The organism is Chryseobacterium sp. TB1-D10 (assembly GCF_059803555.1).
In genome coordinates, this window is record NZ_JAPFHB010000001.1 from 48,921 (window position 1) to 72,307 (window position 23,387).

The 23,387-nt window shown below is 36.2% G+C and carries 24 protein-coding genes; 11 read left to right on the plus strand and 13 right to left on the minus strand.

All coding sequences use genetic code 11. From position 1 onward, the window contains the following. Window positions 1-142: 142 nt before the first annotated feature. From OPU68_RS00215 to OPU68_RS00225, 3 genes are all read left to right on the plus strand, one after another. Complete coding sequence (locus OPU68_RS00215; protein ID WP_498471922.1) at window positions 143-2,794, plus strand: hypothetical protein; 2,652 nt, start codon at window positions 143-145, stop codon at window positions 2,792-2,794. Window positions 2,795-2,913: 119 nt separating this feature from the next. Further along, complete coding sequence (locus OPU68_RS00220; RefSeq protein ID WP_498471923.1) at window positions 2,914-3,921, plus strand: quinone-dependent dihydroorotate dehydrogenase; 1,008 nt, start codon at window positions 2,914-2,916, stop codon at window positions 3,919-3,921. Between the two features lie 2 nt (window positions 3,922-3,923). Next, window positions 3,924-4,148: a putative signal transducing protein gene (locus OPU68_RS00225; RefSeq protein WP_498471924.1), complete on the plus strand. Its 225-nt coding sequence runs from the start codon at window positions 3,924-3,926 to the stop codon at window positions 4,146-4,148. A gap of 75 nt (window positions 4,149-4,223) precedes the next feature. Here the strand turns inward: OPU68_RS00225 and OPU68_RS00230 are convergent, their stop codons facing one another. From OPU68_RS00230 to OPU68_RS00255, 6 genes are all read right to left on the minus strand, one after another. Beyond that, window positions 4,224-4,670 carry a hypothetical protein gene (locus OPU68_RS00230; protein WP_498471925.1) on the minus strand — a complete coding sequence of 149 codons (447 nt, stop codon included), beginning with the start codon at window positions 4,668-4,670 and terminating at the stop codon, window positions 4,224-4,226. A 201-nt stretch (window positions 4,671-4,871) separates the two neighbouring features. Then, entirely contained in the window at window positions 4,872-7,202 is a 2,331-nt protein-coding gene (locus OPU68_RS00235; RefSeq protein ID WP_498471927.1) for a TonB-dependent receptor domain-containing protein, read from the minus strand. 20 nt (window positions 7,203-7,222) lie between these two features. After that, complete coding sequence (locus OPU68_RS00240; protein WP_498471928.1) at window positions 7,223-7,612, minus strand: heavy-metal-associated domain-containing protein; 390 nt, start codon at window positions 7,610-7,612, stop codon at window positions 7,223-7,225. Between the two features lie 106 nt (window positions 7,613-7,718). Continuing rightward, on the minus strand, window positions 7,719-8,090 hold the full coding sequence (locus OPU68_RS00245) for a hypothetical protein (RefSeq protein ID WP_498471929.1): 372 nt from the start codon (window positions 8,088-8,090) through the stop codon (window positions 7,719-7,721). 138 nt (window positions 8,091-8,228) lie between these two features. Further along, a complete protein-coding gene (locus tag OPU68_RS00250; RefSeq protein WP_498471930.1) occupies window positions 8,229-8,438 on the minus strand; it encodes a hypothetical protein in 210 nt (69 codons plus the stop codon). 47 nt (window positions 8,439-8,485) lie between these two features. Beyond that, on the minus strand, window positions 8,486-9,100 hold the full coding sequence (locus tag OPU68_RS00255; RefSeq protein ID WP_498471931.1) for a DUF4349 domain-containing protein: 615 nt from the start codon (window positions 9,098-9,100) through the stop codon (window positions 8,486-8,488). Window positions 9,101-9,512: 412 nt separating this feature from the next. Here OPU68_RS00255 and OPU68_RS00260 point away from each other — a divergent pair, with 412 nt between their 5' ends. From OPU68_RS00260 to tsaB, 5 genes are all read left to right on the plus strand, one after another. After that, window positions 9,513-10,871 (plus strand): acyl-CoA dehydrogenase family protein, encoded by a 1,359-nt coding sequence (locus OPU68_RS00260; RefSeq protein ID WP_498471932.1) that lies wholly within the window; start codon window positions 9,513-9,515, stop codon window positions 10,869-10,871. A 49-nt stretch (window positions 10,872-10,920) separates the two neighbouring features. Next, window positions 10,921-11,466 carry a peptide-methionine (R)-S-oxide reductase MsrB gene (gene msrB, locus OPU68_RS00265; RefSeq protein ID WP_498471933.1) on the plus strand — a complete coding sequence of 182 codons (546 nt, stop codon included), beginning with the start codon at window positions 10,921-10,923 and terminating at the stop codon, window positions 11,464-11,466. Between the two features lie 139 nt (window positions 11,467-11,605). Beyond that, window positions 11,606-12,358: an SDR family NAD(P)-dependent oxidoreductase gene (locus tag OPU68_RS00270; protein WP_498471934.1), complete on the plus strand. Its 753-nt coding sequence runs from the start codon at window positions 11,606-11,608 to the stop codon at window positions 12,356-12,358. A gap of 7 nt (window positions 12,359-12,365) precedes the next feature. Next, window positions 12,366-12,797: a nuclear transport factor 2 family protein gene (locus OPU68_RS00275; protein ID WP_498471935.1), complete on the plus strand. Its 432-nt coding sequence runs from the start codon at window positions 12,366-12,368 to the stop codon at window positions 12,795-12,797. Window positions 12,798-12,822: 25 nt separating this feature from the next. Further along, window positions 12,823-13,509, plus strand: coding sequence for a tRNA (adenosine(37)-N6)-threonylcarbamoyltransferase complex dimerization subunit type 1 TsaB (gene tsaB / locus OPU68_RS00280; RefSeq protein ID WP_498471937.1), 687 nt, complete (start codon window positions 12,823-12,825; stop codon window positions 13,507-13,509). Between the two features lie 20 nt (window positions 13,510-13,529). On the opposite strand, the gene OPU68_RS00285 is transcribed toward tsaB, so the two are convergent. Further along, window positions 13,530-14,729 carry a PQQ-dependent sugar dehydrogenase gene (locus tag OPU68_RS00285; protein WP_498471938.1) on the minus strand — a complete coding sequence of 400 codons (1,200 nt, stop codon included), beginning with the start codon at window positions 14,727-14,729 and terminating at the stop codon, window positions 13,530-13,532. A gap of 100 nt (window positions 14,730-14,829) precedes the next feature. Between OPU68_RS00285 and OPU68_RS00290 the strand changes: the two genes are divergently transcribed. The 3 genes from OPU68_RS00290 (at window position 14,830) to uvrB (ending at window position 18,608) form a co-directional block, all read left to right on the plus strand. After that, a complete protein-coding gene (locus tag OPU68_RS00290) occupies window positions 14,830-15,201 on the plus strand; it encodes a BlaI/MecI/CopY family transcriptional regulator (RefSeq protein WP_498471939.1) in 372 nt (123 codons plus the stop codon). Beyond that, a complete protein-coding gene (locus OPU68_RS00295; RefSeq protein WP_498471941.1) occupies window positions 15,201-16,550 on the plus strand; it encodes a M56 family metallopeptidase in 1,350 nt (449 codons plus the stop codon). Before OPU68_RS00290 ends, OPU68_RS00295 begins: the two co-directional genes overlap by 1 nt. Window positions 16,551-16,616: 66 nt before the next feature. Then, window positions 16,617-18,608: an excinuclease ABC subunit UvrB gene (gene uvrB / locus OPU68_RS00300; protein WP_498471942.1), complete on the plus strand. Its 1,992-nt coding sequence runs from the start codon at window positions 16,617-16,619 to the stop codon at window positions 18,606-18,608. Here uvrB and OPU68_RS00305 read toward each other — a convergent pair. From OPU68_RS00305 to OPU68_RS00330, 6 genes are all read right to left on the minus strand, one after another. Further along, window positions 18,605-19,375, minus strand: coding sequence for a lipopolysaccharide kinase InaA family protein (locus OPU68_RS00305; protein WP_498471943.1), 771 nt, complete (start codon window positions 19,373-19,375; stop codon window positions 18,605-18,607). The genes uvrB and OPU68_RS00305 overlap by 4 nt on opposite strands. A 38-nt stretch (window positions 19,376-19,413) precedes the next feature. Further along, window positions 19,414-20,451 carry a glycosyltransferase family 9 protein gene (locus OPU68_RS00310; RefSeq protein WP_498471944.1) on the minus strand — a complete coding sequence of 346 codons (1,038 nt, stop codon included), beginning with the start codon at window positions 20,449-20,451 and terminating at the stop codon, window positions 19,414-19,416. 3 nt (window positions 20,452-20,454) lie between these two features. Continuing rightward, window positions 20,455-20,706, minus strand: coding sequence for a DUF3820 family protein (locus OPU68_RS00315; protein ID WP_498472330.1), 252 nt, complete (start codon window positions 20,704-20,706; stop codon window positions 20,455-20,457). 8 nt (window positions 20,707-20,714) lie between these two features. Next, entirely contained in the window at window positions 20,715-21,806 is a 1,092-nt protein-coding gene (locus tag OPU68_RS00320; protein WP_498471945.1) for an AI-2E family transporter, read from the minus strand. Between the two features lie 5 nt (window positions 21,807-21,811). Beyond that, entirely contained in the window at window positions 21,812-22,552 is a 741-nt protein-coding gene (locus OPU68_RS00325; protein ID WP_498471946.1) for a beta-carotene 15,15'-monooxygenase, read from the minus strand. 71 nt (window positions 22,553-22,623) lie between these two features. After that, a complete protein-coding gene (locus OPU68_RS00330) occupies window positions 22,624-23,331 on the minus strand; it encodes a hypothetical protein (RefSeq protein ID WP_498471947.1) in 708 nt (235 codons plus the stop codon). Window positions 23,332-23,387 lie beyond the last annotated feature (56 nt).

Below are 23,387 nucleotides of genomic sequence, written 5' to 3' on the forward strand. Positions count from 1 at the left end.
TTAAAATGTGCCATTGTTAATGATTTCCCAGTTATAGTGCGTAATTCGTAAGATTATGTATGTAAAAGAATAAAATTGTAAATTTAAAATCAAAAAAACTTTATTTCAAAAAACTAAAATTTTCACAACAAAAACAAAAGCCATGAGAAAAACAATCCTTTTTTTTATGCTATTTCTGTATAGCATAAACTACAGCCAGATAAATCCCACTTTGGGAATTGGTCTGGAAACGTTAACTATGAATAAAGGAACTATAGATGTAGAAGTTCTTACTAAAATCATAATGGAGAAACAAAAGGAACTGAAAAAAGAAGCCCTGAAACGCTTTATGTTCAAAATGTTTCCGGATACCAATTATACCACTCGTTTTTATGTTCAGAATTGCCTGAATATTCTCCTGAACGAGAAAAATCCTCAAGTTATAGAAAAGGAAGTTTTGGAACTGACGACCAATTATGCGATTGCTTTAGGTGTGACGAAAGCTCTGGAAAAATTGGATTCGAAAATATTTGAGAACAATGTCAAAATAAACTACAGTACAGATTACATTGCGAATATTAAAATGCTTTCATTCGATGAAAAATTTAAGTCTCTGAAAGCCTTAGAAAACGACAAAATAAACATCGAAAACACATTAAGAAAAGTAATAGAAGAAAGAAAAACAGAAGAGGCGAAGAACACTCTATCAGATCTTGATAAAAAAGAAAAAGAAATACGGAAAATCAAAAGATATCTTTTAAAGAAAAATGTAGATAGTGTTAAATTTATAAATCTCGATAGTACTAAATTCAGGTTCGGACAAAAGCTGGATTTGGTGAGTTTGGCTTTATCAGAAAACGAAAGGCTTATAAAGAAAGGTTTTTTTAAAAATAAAATTGATTACAGGGAAGAGCAGGCGCCTTTTGTAAGTGAAGAAAAAGACAAACAAATAAAAGAAAGTATCAATAATGCGATAAATCCATATATTGAAAATTACGATATTATTAAAACATTTCTAAGTGAAGCGAAAATCTCCAACGTTGGCAATATTGGAGAGGAGCTGACGAATATTTATTTGAGCCAGCTGAATTATGATGAGATAAATGCTTTTTTGAAAGATAAATCTTTGGTTAATGCAGATGTACAGAATGAATTGCTTAAACTAAACAATTTACTATCCATAAAAAATGATATTCTTAAACTTAAAGAATTCAAGATAGCAACTATAGGCAATAATCCTATAAAAGACCTGGACGCTACGGATGTTTTTCTGAAAAATAATTCGGAAAAAAACAACAATATTGTGAACATCTACAACAATATTAAATTGAAATCTGATGCGCTTAAAAAAGATCTGCCAAAGCTTGAGTCGCTTTACTCCTCAATAGATAAATTTGAAATAAAACCTTTGCCGTCAAAGAGAATCGAAAGTATTACAAAAGATCCAACAAGCTATAAAAAAAGTTTGGAAATCGTCAGGAACGAAAAGAAAGTAAAAGATTCGATATTCAGTACAACCGAGCTAAATGCACAAAATAAAGAAACAAGCCTGAAACGCATTGTAAATAAAATCGATAGTATTTCTGTAATTTATAAAATAAACGATGAACTAAAAAACACACAGATCGAGAATAAAAAAAACCTCGAAGAATTTAATAAAAATTTCAATAAAAACATTGAAGAACTTGATTTCCAAATCAGAGAAGCAAATAAAAATATTGCTAAAACGAGTACTTTCTTTAAAGCCTATATTGATTTTTTGATTGCACAGATAGAGAGTTCAGAAAATATTTATATTAATGAAAATAATACGGAAGTAAAGGAATCGCTCGTCAAGATAATACCGTCTTTATTCGAAAAATTAAATTATCTACGAACAGATAAAGATTACACGCTGTCAGATATTTCCTTTCTGGAAAATGATATTTTAAAGGAAATCGTACTTGTAAAAACTTTGGACAATGAGAATTCCCAATATTATAAAGACATAATTGTCAGCATCAAAAACCTGACACCACTACTAAAGATTAAACTTTTAACGAACAAGCAACTCAATATAAAATACTCTGAAAATCTGCTCTCATTATTTGAATTTATAGGAAATCTTGGAAGACTCGATAAAGCAGACACGTACTCAAGCATTATAGATCTGATGAGAGAAAACAGTGGAAAAATATCAGAAGAACTTCCGGAAGGAGCTTTCAAAGACAGTTATCAGATATTTGTAAATGGAATAAAAAAATACACTTTGATCAATCCTAATGCAGAAAAAGAATATGTAGAAATAGATGTTGTTTCTTTTTTAAATGATTTGCAGCAGTATTATGAGAGAAACAACACATCCAGATTTTCATTATATCTAACGCTTGGACTAAACCAAAATTTCTTTTTTAATAAGTTCACATTTCCTTCAAAAAATGGAGAAGCCACAGAAGAGATTAGGAATATTGGTTTTGCATCTGAGAAAATTGGTGTCAGATTCAAAATTTTAGATTTCAAAAAATACCGAGGCTATGAAAATGTCATCAAAAGTGATGTCTATCTCAATAAAAAATCACCTTTTATAAATGACTGGTATGTCGCAATATATGGTTCCGGACTTCTTTATTCTTTAGCGAATACGACAACAAACCAAAATTTTAATTTCGCACACGCAGGTATTGCAACAGGCTTAAGGTTCTATAATTCCTTAGACTTTAATGTGGTTTTGGGCTTTCCTTTTGTTAAAAACAGAAGCTTTCCTTACGGCACTTTCTACGGTATAGGACTCGATATTCCTTTGGGAGAATATCTGGAAAAACTTGGAAACAAGTAGAAAAAGAAACCATTGGAAAATATTTCAGGCAATTACTTATCGTTTTAAGTGATTGCCTTTTTGCTTAAATATCTCTTTAATTGAATTTCAATTCTGTATTTTTGTAAAACTTTTCTCCGATGTACAAAAGCCTAATTCGTCCGCTTCTTTTCAAATTCGACCCAGAAGAAGTTCATCACTTTACCTTTTCTGCTCTCAAGAATTTTGGTTTTCTGGCCAAATTATTTTTACCAAAACCAATTGTTGACAAACGTCTCGAGCGTGAAGTTTTCGGATTGAAATTCAAAAATCCGGTTGGTCTGGCCGCAGGTTTTGATAAAGACGCAAAACTCTTCAATGAACTTTCTGACCTTGGTTTTGGATTCATAGAAATCGGAACTTTGACACCGAAACCTCAGGCTGGAAATGATAAAAAACGATTGTTCAGACTAAAAGAAGATTCTGCAATAATCAACCGAATGGGTTTCAATAATGGTGGTGTGGACGAAGCGATTGAACGTTTGAAGAAAAATAAAAACGTTCTCATCGGCGGAAACATCGGAAAAAATAAAGTGACGCCAAACGAAGAAGCCGTCAACGATTATAAAATCTGTTTCGAAAAATTATTTACGTACGTGGATTATTTCGTTGTGAATGTCAGTTCCCCAAACACACCAAATCTCCGTGAATTGCAAGACAAAAAACCTTTGACAGAATTGTTGTCGACGCTTCAAAACCTCAATCTCGAAAAGCCAAAACAAAAACCAATTCTTCTGAAAATCGCACCGGATTTGACAGATGAGCAACTTTTGGATATTATTGATATCATTAAAGAAACTCAAATCGCGGGCGTGATTGCGACGAATACGACGTTGTCAAGAGAAAATTTAATCTCAGAAAATAAAACCGAAGCCGGCGGACTTTCCGGAAAACCTTTGACAAAACGCTCGACAGAAGTCATCAGATTTCTCTCCGAAAAAAGTGGAAAAGCATTCCCAATCATTGGCGTTGGTGGAATTCACACGGCGCAAGATGCGATAGAAAAACTGGAAGCTGGCGCGAGTCTTGTTCAGCTTTACACAGGATTTATCTACGAAGGTCCGGAATTGATTAACGAAATCAATCAAGCAATTCTCAAAAAATCATAAAAATGGAATTAGTCACCCTCAAAATATTCAATACAGAAATAGAAGCAGAAATGCTCAAAATTTTCTTAGAAACCAATGGCGTAGAAACCTTTGTTTTCGGGAATATTTTGGCTAATACGTACAATTTGTTCAACACGACAAGTGGCGGTGTTCAGCTAAAAGTCTCAGAAAACGACTTCGAAAAAGCGAATGAGTTGATGCAAGGTTTTTACAATCAGGAAGCTTAAAATTATTCAAAATATTCATAACAAAACAAAAAATGCAACTTCTAAAAGTTGCATTTTTTTATAGATTCAAAAATTCTAAGTCAAAGGCGCACCAACAGCCAAATCACAACGGTGATGAGGTTCGCCGTGAGCAGGATTCGTCGCTGGTTTTGGTCCAAGTGATTGAGCTTGCGGTGCAGGCGCAACATTTGGACTTAAGATTGATGGCGTTTGCGCTTGTGGCGTTGCTTGTTGCTGAGACGGCGCACTGTCGATTGGCGCTCCAACGGCAATTTCGCAACGGTGATACGGCTGTCCGTGAGCAGGATTTAGTGCTGGTTTTCCAGAAGTTGAAGCAACTGGAGACGCGTTCAATGGCGCTGGAGTTACCGCATTTTCTGCCGTAGAAACCGACGTTGCGGAATCATTCCCAACAACTGCCGAATCGCTTTTCACAACTTCCGCTTCGGTTGTACTTGTCTTTGCCTTGTCACACGAATATAAAAGTGCAACGCTTATTATAAGGATTGTTATTTTTTTCAATTTTCTAATTTTATCAAATTTAATATTTTTAAATTAAAACACTGTTTAGAATAATAAAACCACATAGGCATATAGAAAAATGTAAAATATGCTTTGATAAAAGAAAGTATAGAATTCACATCTATTTTATCTTAAATCCATACAAAAAACTATGTGTCTATGTGGTTAATAAAATTTTCTATTGCTAATTAGGAATTAGTTTTAAAACTTAAAATCCACACCAACATAGAAATTCTGCTTCATAATCGGCGCATAAACCATTCCGCCGTCAAAGTAATTTCCGAAAGGATTAGCAGCGTCAAGAATCGCAACTTTCTGCTGATAACCGGTCAAATTCTCTCCGCCCAAATAAACTCTGATTTTCTCGGAAAAATTCCTTGAAATCTGAGCATTCAAAGTAGAATAACTTGGTGAATAATCTCCAATCTGGAATTCTGCAGGATTTGATTTTGTGTTTGGAAGTCTTTGTTTTCCGACTAAATTTAATGTCGTGTCAAAGCTCCAGAATCTGCCTTTTTCCGTTTTATTGGTTGAATAAGCCACGTTTGCAAATCCACGATGTTTAGCCATAAAAGGCACTTTTTTCAATCCACTCAGGTAATCCAAAGCCACATCATAATATTTGTAAGCCACTCGGAATTCCAGATTTTTCAATGGCTGAAAATCCCATTGTGTCTGAAAACTGTTCGCAAAAGATTTTCCTTCAAGATTATAGAATAAAATTTTCTGAGCAGACTCATCCAAATCGGTTACGACTTGATTCTGGAAATCCGTTCTAAAGAAATCCGCCAAAATACTGGATTTTCTTCCAAATAATTTGAATTCCTGCTGAAGACTCACACCATAATTCCAAGCGATTTCTGGTTTCAAACCGTAGATTTCTCCACCATTGTTAATGACTTGGATTTCTCGATTCGAAGCAAAATAAGCCTGACTTTCCGCAAAGATATTTGCAGTTCGGAAACCTCTTCCGGCTGAAATTCTGAAAATAGTTTTCGGCGTCAAGTCATATTTGAAATTCATTCTCGGCGTAAACTGCGTTCCTGCAAGATTGTGAAAATCAACACGAGCGCCTGTCACCAAAGTGAATTTTTCGCCTGTCAAAGTATATTCTGCAAACAATCCCGGAACAGTTTCAGTTCTTTTGTAATGGTCCAAAAGATAATCTTCATCGTACTTGTCATAAAGGAAACTCGCCCCGACTTTATATTTGTTATTTGTATTTCCGATGATGCTTTCGAAAATTAAATTGGAATAATAAGACGTTTCTTTTCCATAATAATTTCTCAATCCGAAAAAGCTATCTTGCTGATGATAAGTCAGTTGATTCATCCAGCCGAGACTTTGATAAGGTTTCCCTTTGAAAACATAACCCGTTTTGTTCCACAATTGGAATCTCGAAATATCAATCCCAACTCCGTAAAGCGATTGGTCTTTCTGCGGAATTCTTTTATTAAATCCAATTTGTCCGGCTGTTCGTTCATCTTTCAAAAAATTAATTCCGAAGTGCGAAGCGAATCCAGAGTCTTCCAAATCATTGTAATTCAGCAAATAAGCTACATTTAACTGACTTCCTTTTGGTCTGTCGAGAAAGCCATCATCGTTCATATCTGTGTCGCCAAAAGTTCCGTTTCCGTGAAGCAAAACACTTTGATTCCATTTGTCAGAAATTGGAGAAGTGCTCGTTACATTGGCTTCAACACGGCCGTTGTTATCTGAAAAAAGATTGATTTCCGTTTCCGATTTTTTATCATCATCGTGGGTTTTCAAAAGTTCCGTATTGATTTGTCCTGTAATACTTTCGTAACCGTTCACAACTGTACTTCCACCTTTCGTCAATTGGATTCCACCAATCCATTTTCCTGGAATGAAATTCAGACCATAAGCCGAAGCCAAACCACGGATTTCAGGCAATTGTTCTTTGGTCAGCAAAGTGTATTTTTGGTCTAATCCTAACATTTTCAATTGCTTGGTTCCGGTCACCGCATTGCTGAAAGAAACATCCACAGTCGCGTTAGTTTCAAAACTTTCCGAGAGATTACAGCACGCCGCTTTCAATAATTCTTTCGAACTGATATTGAAAATCAATCCAGCTTCTTTCTTGCTGATTGCGGTTGCTTCTTTTTCTCGGGTAATTTTCACACCTTCGATTTGCTTTGCATTCGAATCCGAATCTGTGTGGGCATTTTCATTTTTATCAGAACCTCTCGTGTAAAGGCAACACGCAGGCAAAGCTTTGTAAGCATCTTCCGACGCTTTGAATTTCTCGTTGTCGTGTCCGGCTTCTGCCACTTGTTTTAGAATTGTGTCGCAAGTGACTTTGGATTCGTCCAAAACCATTGTCAAGGTTTGAGTTTCTGCGCTCCAATTGGCAGAGATTGCGCCCGCTTTTGTCGCAGTAGTTTCTATTCTGGCTTTGCACATATTGCAGTTCCCTTTCACCAAAAACTGTTCTGTCACAGCTTGGGCAAAGGAAAAAACAGACATCAGCAACAGCACAAAAAACATCAGTTTTTTACTTAAATTGTTCATCGTCAAAAATTTTAAATGGATTATTTAAGTTCGCAAACTTGTTTTGGGTCGCAGTTTTTCGCCAACTTACTGTTGTCCGAACGGTCGTACTGGCAACAAACTTCCAACTCATCATAGACTTTGCTGGATGCACGGAACATTTCGTTGTCGTGACCAACTTCAGCAATGCTTTTTAGGATTGCTTTTTTGTCGGTTTTCGAAGCGTCATAACTAACAGTCAAGGTTTTTTTGCTCACGCTCCAGACGGCAGATTTTACGTTCTTGTCGAATTTTGCAACAGATTCGATGCGTTCTTTGCACATTCCGCAATTGCCTTCTACTTTTGCTTTGAAGGTTTTTGTCTGCGCAGAAAAGTTTGAAAATAGAAATATAGATAGGAACAAAATCCCTGATTTTATAATAGAATTCATTTTGATTAATTTTAATTGTTTGACTAATGAAGTCTTTGCGAAATTGTCAACTGAATTGTCAGTCTGAGGCTCTCGAAGACTTTATAAAGATAAAATTCAATAAAAATTAACCAAGTTTAGGCGGTTGCCAAATAATGAATGCTCGTGCTAATGGCAATTGAGAATAATAAGAGTATTGATTTTCGATTTGGAAAATAGGAGTTCTCAGTTTGTTGTCGAAGTTATTCAGAACAACAGAAAACACGAATCCGGAACTGCAGGTTTTGCAAGTCGTGCAATTGTCTTTGCAGTCTTTTTCTTTCTTGGAATCGTGACTGCAAGATTTGGAAGAAGAATCTTCTTTCTCACAACAGTCAGAATTATTGGATTGAGATTCACAACAAGAACTCTGAGCAACTTGCGCATTGAAATTCTGCTTCGGAAACACAAAAATCCCCAAACAGAAAATCATAAAAAAAAGTTGCAGTTTTCTCAACATCGTTTTTCAAAATTAGGAAATAAAAATTATCCAAACGCAAAGGCGGAATTATTTTCTATAAACACTGATAAAAGTCGCAAATTGAACTTTGCGACTTTTAAGCATCGAATATAAATTTCCTGTGCCTTTGCGATAAAACTATTTCTCACTTTTCACAAATGCTTTTCTCCTTCTCCAAAAATAAAATACCAATCCTAAAATCAAAACAATCGGCCAAATCGAAATCAGAAAAACAAAAATCTGCTGAATCAAATAAAAGCCTTCCACAAAAGCATTTTTCACATCGAAAAAGAAATTGTATTTGTATTCGTTATCGACGTTTTTGGTGTTGACAATTAGGATTTTCACCACACTCGTGCTTGGTTCTTTGATGTAAATATCAACCGTGGAATATTTCAGTTGGTCGGCAAGGATTTCATCAGAATATTTTTGAGAATTCGCTTGGACATATTTTCGTCATCCAGTTTTACCTTGTCTTTTCCGGCTTTCAGTTGAGAAATATTCGTGCTGGTTTTCGTTTGTCTTTCCGCTTCCATTTTAGACAATTTGATATTCTCCGTCACATCTTCCGCAGAAATAATTCTGGAATTAAGAAACACTTTTTTATCATTTATGAAATCCAAAAACTCCCCCAGTTTATCTGTTAGAATGCGCACTTGCATTCTATTCTGATTCTGAAATTTCCTTATCAACATCGACGATTCATCAGAAATATTATAAGTATTTTCCGACAAAGTCTGCGCTTCCATTCGGCTCTGCGTTACAAATCCACCAAGCGAAATCAAATGTTTTTCAATCGAGATTTTTGCCCCATAAACGTCCTTCACTTCCATATCCACTTCCGCAGTTTTCACAAATTGCTTGCCTTCGATTTGTTGGGTCGCAGCCACAGAAATACTGTCAGCAGAAGCTGTGGTTTCATAATCTGCATTTGAATCGACGTAGTCTTTTTTATTACATCCAATTAAAATTAATGCACTTAAGCTGATTGATAAGATTTTCGTTTTCATTTTGAATATATTTTATTTGTTTTTTAATGGTAAAATGGAATCGCAAACGATTTCATAATAGATTATTTTAGAAATTAAATTTTTAAATTTTGGGCAGCTTAATCCGTCTTCCGTTCCCGCTTTTTTTGCCAGGCTTTTCCAATCGCAAAAAAAGAGCTCCACTCAAGTCGGGCTGCGGGATTCGTTTCCAATTCAAGTTTTGTCAATTATTTGAAACCTCTTTTCTCAAAATTGATAATTAAAATGAAAGTAATTCTGCAAATCAATCCGAAACTAATTGTAAATCAATCCAGATTTTAAAATATTGATAATCATATTTTTGTAAAATAGATTTTCAGAAAATAGTCGATAAGATTAGAATTGTAAGTTCTTTTTAGGAATATTAATTGCATTAATTATAAAAACAGAATCTATGAACAGCACAATCTCCAATATTAAAGGCGTTTTCAACCTTTTAAAAAATATCGACATAGACCAACTCTCCCAAATCTCACAAAAAGTCGACCTTCCAAAATTGATGCATCAGTTTTCAAAACTTGATAAAAATCAATTGAATAGTTTGACCAAAATGCTGGATTCTTCTGGCAAGAATAGAGAATTACCACCCATCAACGGCGACTTTTACGAACTACATTTGAAACTGACGGACGAGCAACGAGCCATCCAACTGAAAGTCCGTGAGTTTATGGAAAAAGAAGCCAAACCTCTGGTCAACAGATATTGGCTGACGGACGATTTCCCACACGAACTCATCCCAAAATTCAAAAAACTGAATCTCTGCGGTGTGACTTACGAAGGTTACGGCTGTCCGAATTTACCTTTCTTGATGGAAGGCGTTATTGCAATGGAAATCGCCAGAGTTGATGCATCATTGGCAACGTTTTTCGGTGTTCAGTCCGGCTTGTCGATGGGTTCAATTTATATGTGTGGTTCTGAGGAACAAAAACAAAAATATCTTCCCGGAATGCAGCAATTCGATCTGATTGGCGCATTTGGATTGACCGAGCCAGAAGTCGGTTCAGGAGCAGCTGGCGGATTGACAACAACTTGTAAAAAAGTAGAAGGCGGCTGGATTCTGAACGGACAGAAAAAATGGATTGGAAATGCAACTTTTGCTGATGTCATCATTATTTGGGCGAAAGATTTAGACGATAATCAGGTGAAAGGATTTATAGTAGAAAAAGATACACCAGGATTTACAGTTGAAAAAATCAGAGGCAAAATGGCACTCAGAATTGTGCAAAACGGATTAATTACGATGAAAGATTGTTTCGTCGCAGATTCCCAAAAAATGGAACATGCAAATTCTTTCAAAGACACCGCAAAAGTTCTTCAAATGACGAGAGCCGGCGTTGCATGGATGGCAACCGGGTGCGCAAGAGGAGCTTATGAGAGCGCTTTGGACTACACCAGAAAACGCGAACAATTCGGAAAACCGATTGCTTCTTTCCAGTTGATTCAGGGACATTTGGTGGAAATGTTATCCAATCTTACAGCAATGCAAACATTAGTTTTCAGACTTTCGGAAATGCAGGATCAGGATATTCTGAAAGATGAACACGCTTCATTAGCAAAAGTCTTTTGTAGCCTTAGAACGCGTGATGTTGTCGCACAAGCAAGAGAAGTAATGGGCGGAAACGGCATTCTTTTGGAACACGATGTTGCCAGATTTGTCGCCGATGCAGAAGCGATTTATTCTTACGAAGGAACCAAGGAAATCAACTCGTTGATTGTCGGACGTTCAATAACGGGAATGAGTGCGTTTGTTTAACTAACTTATGATAATGGAATCTAATATTAGATTTCGTAAATTTACTCAGATGAAAAAATTAGTTTTTTTAATATTAATGACCTTATTTTTGCAGCAATGTGCGCAGAAAAAAGTCGATTTAACCAAACAACCAACACAACAGAAAACAATGGAAGATAACACACACGCAAACAATCCTTACTATTCAAGAACTGATAAAACCAAACTAAACGTCTCCAACGAAGAATGGAAAAAAATCCTTCCGGCGGAAGTTTACGCCATTTCAAGAGAAGCTAATACGGAATATCCATTCACAGGAAAATATAATGAATTTGATGAACTTGGCGAATATTATTGCGCCGTTTGTGGCAATCATTTGTTCCGCTCTAGTTCCAAATTTGCAAGCACTTGTGGCTGGCCAAGTTTCTTCGAAGCGGACAAAGAAGGTGTGAGCTACAAACGAGATTCCACCCACGGAATGGAGCGAATCGAGGTTCTATGCAAACGATGCGATTCCCATTTAGGTCACGTTTTCAATGATGGTCCGCCACCAACTGGAACTCGATTCTGTATGAATTCTGTAAGTTTGGATTTCCAGGCTGATAGTCAGAAATAAGATTTATCGCAAAGGCATAAATTAATTTCAATAAAAACCTTAAGAAAGTCGCATAGTTTTATTTGCGACTTTTTTTAGGTTCAGATTCAAAAATACTTGTGACTTTACGTTAATTTTGTACGTCTAAATCTAAAGTAAATTGAAAACAATATTCATCACCGGAGCCACTTCCGGAATAGGAAAATCAACCGCCATTCTCTTGGCAAAACAGAAAAACAGAATCATTCTTTGCGGAAGAAACAAAACCATTCTCGAAGAATTGAAATCCGAATTGTCAAAAGAAACAGAAATTTTTACATTAAGCTTTGATGTCAGAAATTCGGATGAGGTTTTCGAAGCCATCAGCTCGCTTCCAGAAGATTGGAAAAATATTGATGTTTTAATCAACAACGCCGGAAATGCGCACGGACTAGACTCAATTGCAGATGGAAATCCGGACGATTGGAACGCAATGATGGACGGCAATGTGAAAGGTTTGCTTTACGTGTCTCAGCCCATTATCAAATTGATGAAAGAAAAACAAAATGGACAAATCATCAACATCAGTTCGGTGGCCGCAAGACAAACATACGCAAACGGCGTGATTTATTGTGCTTCAAAAAAAGCGGTCGACGTCATTTCTGAAGGAATGAGACTGGAGTTGACAGAATTCGGAATCCGTGTGACAAATATTCAGCCGGGAGCTGTAGAAACCGATTTTTCAAAAGTGAGATTCAAAGGTGATTCCGAAAGAGCAGCTACGGTTTATGCAGGTTACCAGCCTTTGTTGCCAGAAGATATTGCAGACACGATTGCTTATTGCATCAATGCTCCGGAAAGAGTTTCGATTGCAGAAATTGCCATTTATCCAAAAGCTCAGGCTGAACCAAGAACGATTTACCGAAATGTTTAGTTTCAAAATGAAATTTCTGACATTCCTTTTCTTATTCAATTTTATCTTCGGATTTTCTCAGAATTATTCCAAGCAGAAAAAAGCATTATTGAGTCAGGTTTCGAGACTCGATTCTCTGATGCAGAGTAACAATTCCAAAATTCTCGAATTGTTTTCTGCTGATGTTTCTTTTGGACATTCCAACGGTTGGGTTCAGAATTATCAGGATTTTAAAACAGATTTTGAGTCTGGAAAAGTAAAATATCAATCCGTCAATCAAACTGAATTGAAAGAATTTAAAATCAAAAATAAGTTTGCTAATATCAGAAGAATTGTCGCTGTAAAAGGACTTTACAAAAACGAAATCTTCAAAATGAAACTTTCCGTACTGGAATTCTGGATTCGACAAAAAGGAATCTGGAAATTATGGAGCAGGCAAAGCGCGGCTTTGAAATCGTAATTCTCTAAATTCTTACATTTGCACAATGAAAATCCTCCACATAGAAACCTCGTCCAAAAACTGTTCAGTTGCTATTTCCGATGGCGAAGAAATACTTTGTCTTTGCGAAGAAGTTTCCGATAATTATAAACAGTCTGAAAGCCTTCACTCGTTCGTAGAGTGGGCTTTGGAAGGCGCTGAAATTTCTTTGAAAGATTTAGACGCAATTTCTCTTGGGAAAGGTCCGGGTTCGTACACAGGTCTCAGAATTGGTGCTGCTTCAGCAAAAGGGTTTTGTTATGGTTTGAAACTCCCTTTGATTGCCATCAATTCTTTGGATTCTATGGTGGAAGAATTCGTCAATCAAGATTTTGAACTAATTATCCCATTAATTGACGCCAGAAGAATGGAAGTTTACACCGCATTTTTCGATGGAACTTCCGGTGAAATGGTAAAGGAAACTGAAGCAAAAATTCTTGATGAAAGCTCATTTTCAGAATTAGCTGATAAAAAAGTTGTGTTCATTGGCGATGGAGCAAAAAAGGCACAAGAAATCCTGAACCTTCCGAATGCAGAATTTAAATCTGATATTTTCCCATCAGCAAAAGGATTAATTAAGAAGTCAGTTGAGAAATTTAATCAAAAAGATTTTGAAGATACCGCTTACTTTGAACCGTTTTATCTGAAGGATTTCCAGGGAATTAAGAAAGCAGACCGCATAAAAAAATCCTGAACAAGTCAGGATTTTTAAATTTATTTCTTTGAAACTTTGTAGAGTTTTCCGCTATCGGTAATTCCATACAGATTACCGTCTGCTCCGTTCATTACATCTCGGAATCTTTCTTTTTGGTCTAGCAACAATCTTTCTTCGCCTACTACTTTATTGTCTTTGATGACGATTCTGTTGATGTGTTCTCCGCTAAGGCAGCCAATAAACAGGTTGTTTTTCCATTCCTCAATATTACCTGTGTAGAACGTTGATCCACTTGGCGAAACCACCGGATCCCAATAATATACAGGTTGTTCTGTTCCTGTTTTCTGAGTTGTGCCATTATTTATTTTTTGTCCGGTATATTCGATTCCATAACTTACATCTCCCCAGCCATAGTTTTTTCCGGCTTGGATCAGGTTGATTTCATCACCGCCTCTTGGTCCCATCTCGATGTCCCAAAGTTGTCCTTTTTCATCCAAAGCCATTCCTTGCGGATTTCGGATTCCGTAAGCATAGATTTCCGGTTTGTAACCTGCTTTTCCGGTGAACGGATTTCCAGGAGCAGCTTTTCCGTCTTTCGTTATTTTCAGTATTTTTCCTAAATAATTGTCCGTTTTCTGAGCATAAACTCTCGTTTCCTTATCAGATCTTTCACCTGTGCTTACAAAAAGATTTCCGTCTTTGTCAAATTCTAATCGACTTCCGTAATGCTTATCACCATCATAAGTTGGTGTTGCGCGGAAAATAACTTTTACCTCAGAAATGGTTTTTAAATCTGATGATAGTTTGCCTTTTCCCACCGCTGTATGATTGCCATCCTGATAAGGTTCAGAAAAGCTGAAATAAATGGTGTTATTTGTTTTGAAATCTGGATCCAGCGCCACGTCCAACATTCCGCCTTGTCCTTTGGAATCAACTTTGGGAAAACCTTCGATTTTTGAAACCATTTTTCCATCAGAGGAAACCACATTGATAAAACCGGATTTTTCCGTGATTAGAAATCGTCCGTCTGGCAAATTGATAATTCCCCAGGGTTTTCCTAAGGAAGTATTGAGGACCTCTACATTGTAAGGCGTAGTAGTTTTAACAGGCGTTATTCTGGTTTGTCCGGCAAAAGCGGGCTTGTAATCTGTGTTTGGTTTTTCTTCCAGAGAGGTGGCTTTGCTTGGTTGTCCTTTCCAACCACAAGAATAAAAAAGGAAGAAGGAACAAAAAAGTGTTGGTAATGTGGATTTTAACATAAGATTTATTTTGAAATGTTCTATGAAAAAATAATGCCAGCAAAATTTGCCCATTCAAAATTTAATTCTACATTTGTAGAACAAAATATAAATTTGTAGAATGAACGAACAAAAACTGACAGAAACCGAAATGATTTTAATGGAAATCCTCTGGAAAAAAGAGAAGGTTTTTATGAAAGATATTTTGGAAGATTACGACGATCCGAAACCAGCATCTACAACCATTGCAACATTGTTGAAGAGAATGCAGAACAAAGATCTGGTAGGCTATAAGCTTTATGGAAACTCAAGAGAATATTTCCCGAAAGTGAAGAAAGAAGATTATTTCCAAGGCGAAATGACTTCTATGATTGATCGTTTTTTCAACAGTTCCGTGAGCCAGTTTGCCTCTTTTTTCACATCGAATTCCAAACTTTCACAGAAACAACTGAAGGAACTAAGAGATATTATTGACAAAGAAATAGAACCGTAATGGAAACTGTAATTTTAAAGATTATCCTTTGTTCATTGTTATTAATAGCGATTTACTATTTGTTTTTGCAGAGGGAGAAGATATTCCGGTTCAACCGGTTTTACCTTTTGTTTGCTTTGATTTTTTCTTACACGATTCCTTTTGTTAAGATTAATCTGCCGTCGATATCAGAAAAGAAAAGTCAATTAATTTTTGAAGAAGTTACAACCCAGCAATTGATTCAGAAAGCAAATCAGACATCGGATTTCAATTGGATGAATTTGATTTTAATCATTTATTTTCTGATTTCATTTGCTTTGATTATTAGGTCTTTGATGTCAATTAGAAAAATTTTAAAATTAAAAGGAACTGATATTATTTATAAAAGTCAAAACGTAAAATTAATTGAAAAAGATCTGCCGCCATTCAGTTTTTGGAATAAGATTTATCTAAGCAAAAAACACTTTGAAGATCAAATAGATCATCGGATTTTCTTGCACGAGACGACACATTTGGTTCAGAAACATTCTCTCGATTTGATTTTAGTAGAAATCCTTAATGCTATTTCCTGGTTCAATCCCGCTATTTATTTTTATAAAAAAGCCATTAAAGACAACCACGAATTTCTGGCTGATGAAGTGATCGTCCAGAAACAATTCAATATTAAAGATTATCAGAATCTGATTCTCGCCGAAGTTTTGAATGCGCAGAATCTTTCCTTAATCAATCAATTCAATTTTAATAACACCAAAAAACGATTTATTATGATGACCACCAAAAAATCAAAATTAGAAAAGTTCAAAAAATTGCTCGCTGTTTCGGCCTTTGCAGGATTAAGCATTCTGTTTGTCCAAAAAGTTTACGCTTCTGAAACCAAACTTGAAGTGAAATCTGGAATTCCGGAAATCACAACGGCCAAAACCTTAAAGATGGACACAATTCCTCAGAAAAAGTCTGTTCAAAGTAATGTAAAAATTAAAGGAAAGAAAAATGTTCCTTCTCCTCCAACGCCAAGAGTAATGAAGGAAAACGAATTGCCAATTCCACCACCGCCGCCTCCTGCAAGAGATATTACACCAGCAGAATTTCCGGAAGGTCTCAATTCTTTGAGAACCAGTTTTTCCAATAATTTTGATTCCTCTGCATTCGGGAAAAAAGATGGAACTTTAAAGACAAATGTCTATATTACCATTGATGAAAACGGAAAAACAAAGGATGTAAGAGCAGAAGGTCCAAGTCAGACATTCAACAATGAAGCGATTAGAACAATGAAATTAGTCACTGAAAACAAAGTGTGGAAACCAGCGACGGAAGAAGGAAAAGCTGCTGCAACAGTTTTCCAATTACCAATCACAATGAATTTTCAATAGAATTAAAGAATTGTCACAATAGTAAAACGTTCCATTTTTTGGAACGTTTTTTCGTATTTTTGTGTTATGCAATTCAAACTTCAATCAGAATACAAACCTACTGGAGATCAGCCAAAAGCCATCGAGAAATTGGTAGAAGGCATCAATATCGGCGAAAAATACCAGACCCTTTTAGGTGTTACCGGTTCCGGAAAAACATTTACAGTTGCCAATGTTGTGAATCAGGTTCAGAAACCGACTTTGGTTTTGGCACACAACAAGACTTTGGCGGCTCAGCTTTTTATGGAGTTCAAGGAGTTTTTTCCGGACAATGCGGTAGAATATTTTGTGAGTTATTACGACTACTATCAGCCGGAAGCCTTCATCGCTTCTACAAATACTTATATCGAGAAAGACTTGAGTATCAATGAAGAAGTTGAAAAACTGAGACTTTCTGCCTCAGCAAGTTTGCTTTCCGGAAGACGAGATGTTTTGATCGTAGCCTCGGTTTCCTGTATTTATGGTGTTGGAAATCCAAAGGAATTTGAAAAGTCATTGATTACGATTACCAAGAGTGAAAAAATCTCCAGAACGAGATTGCTTAATTCTTTAGTTAGTGCATTGTATTCCAGAGCTTTGAATGAATTTCAAAGAGGAACTTTCCGTGTGAAGGGTGATGTGATAGATGTTTATCCGGCTTATGCTGATACAGCGATCAGACTTCAGTTTTTCGGCGATCAGATTGAGACTATTCAAAGTTTTGATCCCGTTTCAGGAAATGTGACTTCAAACTTTGATACGATTAATATTTATCCAGCAAATCTTTTCGTGACTACACCTGAAACAATGCAAGGAGCAATTCGTCAAATCCAGGATGATATGGTAAAACAAGTCGATTTCTTCAGAGAGATTGAAAAACCGTTGGAAGCCAAGCGTCTTGAAGAAAGAACCGAGCTTGATTTAGAAATGATCCGTGAGTTAGGCTACTGTTCCGGAATCGAGAATTATTCCAGATATATGGATGGGCGTTTGCCTGGATCAAGACCATTTTGCCTTTTGGATTATTTCCCGAAAGATTTCCTGATGGTGATTGATGAAAGTCACGTAACAATCCCACAGGTTCATGCCATGTACGGAGGCGACAGAAGCCGAAAAGAAGTTTTGGTAGAACATGGTTTCCGTCTACCCGCTGCGATGGACAATCGACCTTTGAAATTTGATGAGTTCGAGACGATGCAAAATCAAGTAATCTATGTTTCCGCAACTCCTGCAGATTACGAATTGGAAAAATCCGGCGGAACTTACATCGAACAGATCATCCGTCCAACAGGACTTTTAGATCCGATTATCGAGGTTCGCCCAACAATGAATCAAATTGATGATCTCATTGAGGAAATTCATAAAAGAGAAGAAGCGGACGAACGTGTTTTGGTAACAACCTTAACCAAAAAAATGGCGGAAGAACTGACTAAATATTTCACGAAAGTCGGAATCCGAACTCGATATATTCACTCAGATGTGGAGACATTGGAAAGGATTCAGATTATGCAGGATTTGCGTCTTGGGTTGTTTGATGTTTTGGTCGGTGTCAATCTTTTAAGAGAAGGATTGGATTTACCGGAAGTTTCGCTGGTTGCGATTTTGGATGCTGATAAAGAAGGAATGCTGCGTTCCAGAAGATCAATGATTCAAACAGTTGGTAGAGCGGCAAGAAACCTAAACGGGCGAGCGATAATGTATGCGGATAAAATGACAAAATCTATGCAGGCCGCAATCGATGAAACACTTTACCGTCGTGAAAAGCAGATGCAGTACAACACAGAACACGGCAAAGTTCCAATGGCACTGAACAAAAAAATCAGTGAAAATCTGGTAGGAAGAAGCAAAGATTTCCCGGACGAAAAATACACTCAAAAAGTTCTGATGCAGGAAGTTGCGGAAACAAAAGCAACATACGGAAGCGAAGACATACAAAAAATCGTGGCTGCAAAACAAAAAGAAATGGAAGCCGCGGCCAAAAACCTGGACTTCATAAAAGCGGCGAAGCTGAGAGACGAAATCGCTGCGTTGAAAGCTTAACTTTTTTTCAGAAAGAATTTATAGAACTTCAGGATTCTTTTAATTTTAAGTTTGAAAGCCTTTTTCTTAGCAAAATCAACGATTTTTTGCGAGCAAAACTCATAAGTTGTTCCGGAAAGTTTTGCATATTCTTCGCTGATTAATCTGATGATTTCCGGGTCATTCGTCAAACGTTCAAAGTTTTGAAGTCGCTTTGAAATATTAATTTCCTGATAAAAATTCATTCGGTTGAGGTCGACGAGATAAAACTGGTACGTTTCATTTTCTTTTTTAATTAAGAAATTTCCGCCTGCATTATCAATGAATTCGATTCCATTTTCGTGAAGTTGGAAAATCAGCTTGGTGTAATCTTTAATAATCCGTTCTCTGTCCGGAAGAGCAGGATTGTAAAGCGCATCATTTAAAGTAAAAATATCCTCCAATTGCTCACTCACATAATAGCTGGAAGTCACGCCAATCAAATCGTGATTTTCAATAAAAGCAACGGGTTTTGGCGTGTGGAAACCTTTGTCCAAAAGCATCTGAGCATACTCGTAAGAACGTCTGGATTTCGATTTACGGTAATATTTATAAACGTGTCGATTTATAATATTATGTTGTTTGAATGATTTAAAATTGAATTTCAAACCACCAACCACAAAATATTTTACGACGTTCCTATTTCCGTGACCAACTACAACACCATCATCTTTAAAATTCTTTAAAATGTTTAAAATATCGTTTTTGTATTGAGAATACACCTCGGAAAGAACAAAGTTCATAGTCATTTGTGTTATAGTTTTTTAAATCAATTCGAGCTTTAATATTATAAAGACGTTTTGATTTGATCGATTACTTTATCCATATCCACATTATTTGTGTTGATGGAAAAGCTTTTGTCGTTGTAAGGTTTGTACATCGTTTCATCCGTCACCTGGAAAAGCCCGATTGTAGGCACATTTACAGCACTCGCAAGATGCATCACACCATTGTCTGCTGCGATAAAAAGTGCGCAGTTTGCTAAAAATCCGCTCATTTCCCGAATGTCTGTACTGTAAAAATGTGGAATCTTGAAATTAAGTTTTGAAATGTTTTCTACAGGCAAAAGTTCTATAATATTGTAATCCGGAAATGCCGTTTTTAATTTATCGTAAAAAGCATTCCACCATTCTTCCGAATATATTTTGGCACCAGTTGCGTTTGTAAAAAGACAAATGGTTTTCTTATCGTTTTGGACGATTTTCTGAAAATTTGCTTTTCCGGTTTCCAGTTCTTCCTGGTCTAAAATGATTTTTAAAGATGGGATTTTAGAATTGTTTTCAGGAAAGCCCAGTTCGGTAAGGAATTTTCTCAGATTGTAAATTGTTTTCTTCGCATCGTGGTTGTAATCCGGATATTTTGAACTCAATTCTTCATCGTGATCTCCAAAAAATTTGTAAGTAGAATTGGTCGAAAGAATAGACAATCGACCGGAGGATGAACCCGGATTGGAATTAATTGCCAAATCATATTTCCGAAACTTCAGCTGAAACCAACCTTTGATATATTTCCCCAAACTGCTGAAAGGCTTTTTAGGAAGCTGGTTGTAACGATGTATGTTTTTGTAGTTTTTATAGATAATTGGCGTTACGCCGCCTTTTACAAAAAGATCTATTTTCGCATCTGGAAAAGTATTTGAGACTTCCTGAACCAAAGGTGTTAATAAAAGAAGATTTCCTAATCTGTGATTTGGTCTGGAAATCAGAATTCTTTGAATTTTTATGTTTTGATTGTTCTTAATACCTGCATTTGATTTACCAATATTTTTGGTAAGACGTCGCATTAATGATCGTCTTGCAGTATTAATCTTTTTTTTGATTTTCATTAATTAAAACTTATAAGTCGTTTTTTTATCTTTAGAATAATTGACTTGTCCGCGGATTGGAATTAGCAAATCCATCAAACCATTGATTTTGATTTCGTAAATTGTAGAAAGCTGCATTCCGAGTTTACCTTTTGGCATTCCCTGACTTTGAAACCATTCCAGATAACTGATTGGCAAATCTGCAAGGATCATATCTTTGTGTTTCCCAAACGGCATTCGAACTTCACAAATTTCCCTGAGGATTTCTGGATTCAGACCTTCCATTATACTATTAAATTTATTTTTTGATCCAGCTCATCGTTGTCATTCGGGATCTGTAATTCCGGCGGTGTATCTTCATCCGAAAACTCATCTCTGTAAACCTGAATCAGCAAAACTGTGATCGACATTAAAATCGGACCGAAAATCAATCCCATAAATCCAAAAAGATTCATCCCCAGAATGATCCCGAAAACAGTAACCAATGGATGGATGTCTTCCAGTTTTTTCAGTAATGTGAATCGAAGTAGATTATCTGTAAGTCCTACGACTACAAGTCCATAAATTATCACTCCAATTCCTCCGGTAGAATCACCTTCTGCAATCATAAAAATACCGACAGGAACATACACGATAGCTGCACCAACTACTGGGAGCATAGATGAGACAGCAGTAAGAGCGAATAGAAGAATTGCACTTGGCGCACCGAAAATCCAGTATCCAATAAGGGCAACCACACCTTGACCAATGGCTACAACAGGAATACCAATGGCATTAGCTAACACCAGCTTAGTAAATTTGTCACCAAGTAATTTTGTATTTGCTCGTTTGAAAGGCATTGCTCTCGCTACGATTCTTTCAAAAAACCGAGCTTTTACAAACATAAAATACAAGATAAAATACATGGATACAATCACTGTAAAAGTATTTACAGTGGTACTCAAAGCTCTTGTAGAAAGCGTACCTGCAAAGTTTGTAACCTTGGTGATATTCTCTTTGCTAAGAATGTCAAAACCAACTTTTTGAAAGATAAAAACGTGAATCTTCTCCAGAAAAACATTGAATTTCTCCATATAAACCTGAGCATTACCTGCTTTGGCAACAAGCATATCTACAATAAAGTAAACGGGAAGAATCAAAATAATCAGTGATGCAAGCATGAGAGCCAATGCGGCTACCCAAGGTTTCCAGTTTTTCTCTTCAACAAGATAATAATTGTATTTTTTGCAAACAATGTACAACGTAACGGCTCCTAAAAATGAAGGGAGAAATAATGCCAGATTCCAGCAAATCAATCCGACCAGAAGGCAGATCAAAAGAATTAAAGCGATCTGTTTTATTACAACAGAATCAATAGGTTTACCGGAATCTGACATAGTTTTTATTGTTTATAGTTATCTAATTGTCTTGGTGCACCTTGATAAGCACAGTAGGTAGAGTACATTGCGACGTAAACAAAAGGGATCGTAAGGTAAATCCCGACACAGCACAAAACAACTCCGGCAATACTGATAAGGCCAGCAAGCAATGCTGTAAGTAAAATTGTGCCATAATTTTCCTGAACAATGGCAAATGATTTTTTAAGCGCATCAAAAGCACTTGCTTTTTCAAAAATAAGAATAGGATAACCTAAGAAAAAGAAAGGCATAACAAAAACGGCAGGCAAAACACACATTATTAACAAAATAAAAAGTGCAATCTGAGTAATGAGTGCATAAATAACAATGTTGATAAAATTCTGTTTGTATGCAAAAAAGATGTCAGAAACCACAATTGGTTGTTTGAAATTCGATTTGTTGGCAACATAGATCAAACTGACAAAAATAGGCGTCAAAAGAAGCGTCACAAGAAAATTGGCGCCACTGTAAGTTACAAAACCAGGTGTGGCAATAATATCGCCATAACCGAATCCATCACCTCTCTCTCTTACCTGCTCCACGAAAAGCTGAGAATCAAAACCAGTCAATAATTGAATGACAATGCTGAGCAAAAAGTAAATCACGACTGCAAGAAAACAGTATAAAAATGTGTTCTTAAAAATTTCCAGAGCGTGAGAAATAATACTGCTGGTTTCCCTGGTTGGAACATTGGCAGGAGAATCGAATTCATTAAAATTGTCCATAGTAGTTTAAGTTTGAAGTTTATAATCAAATCTACATAAAATTTTCTTGAATCAAATTAACTCATAAACAATTATTCCTCAAAATCACCGATCAAATGTTTGTAAAGAACATAGATCATCGCATTCCAAAACGGGAAAGTCAGAAAAATTCCAAAGAAAAACATAATAAATCCGCTGTAAGAAAACAGAATCGAAACAATCGTCGCAATAAACATCAGAATAAAATGATCTTTAAACGTCTGAACACTGATTTTGAAAGATTGGAAATAATTAAAACCTTTGAAGAAAATCAATGCAGGAACAAACAAAGCCATCGGGATCCAAAGGAAAATAAAGAAGGAAATGAAATTACTGATCACGCTCCAGGCCAGCGAGTACATCACAAACAGAAAGAAATAATGCCCGCTAAAACCCGCAAAAAGATCACTCGTTTCCGGTTTTTCACCAAGATCCAGTTTTCTGTAGATTTTTAGAAAGCCAATATTCAGAGGGAAAATCACCGCTTTGATAACCATCATCACCTGCAAAAACAAAATGGCGTTTTCGGTTTGCATCAGTTCGCCATATTTATTAAAAAACGCCCTTCCGTCTGTATAAATCAAGCCCTGAAATTTCTGAACTTCTTCAAAAAGACCGTAATATCGGAATGCGTACGATCCGGCAAACATCGTCACAGCAAAATAAATTACCGTGAACAAAAACTGAAACGGCAAAGTCTTCATCCAGTATTCGTAAGCTTCTGTCAGTATTTTTCCAATTTCCGGTTTTGGCGTCGTCATTCTCAAAATTTTTGCAAAAATACTCGATAAGAATTGATAAATCACATTTTAAGTCT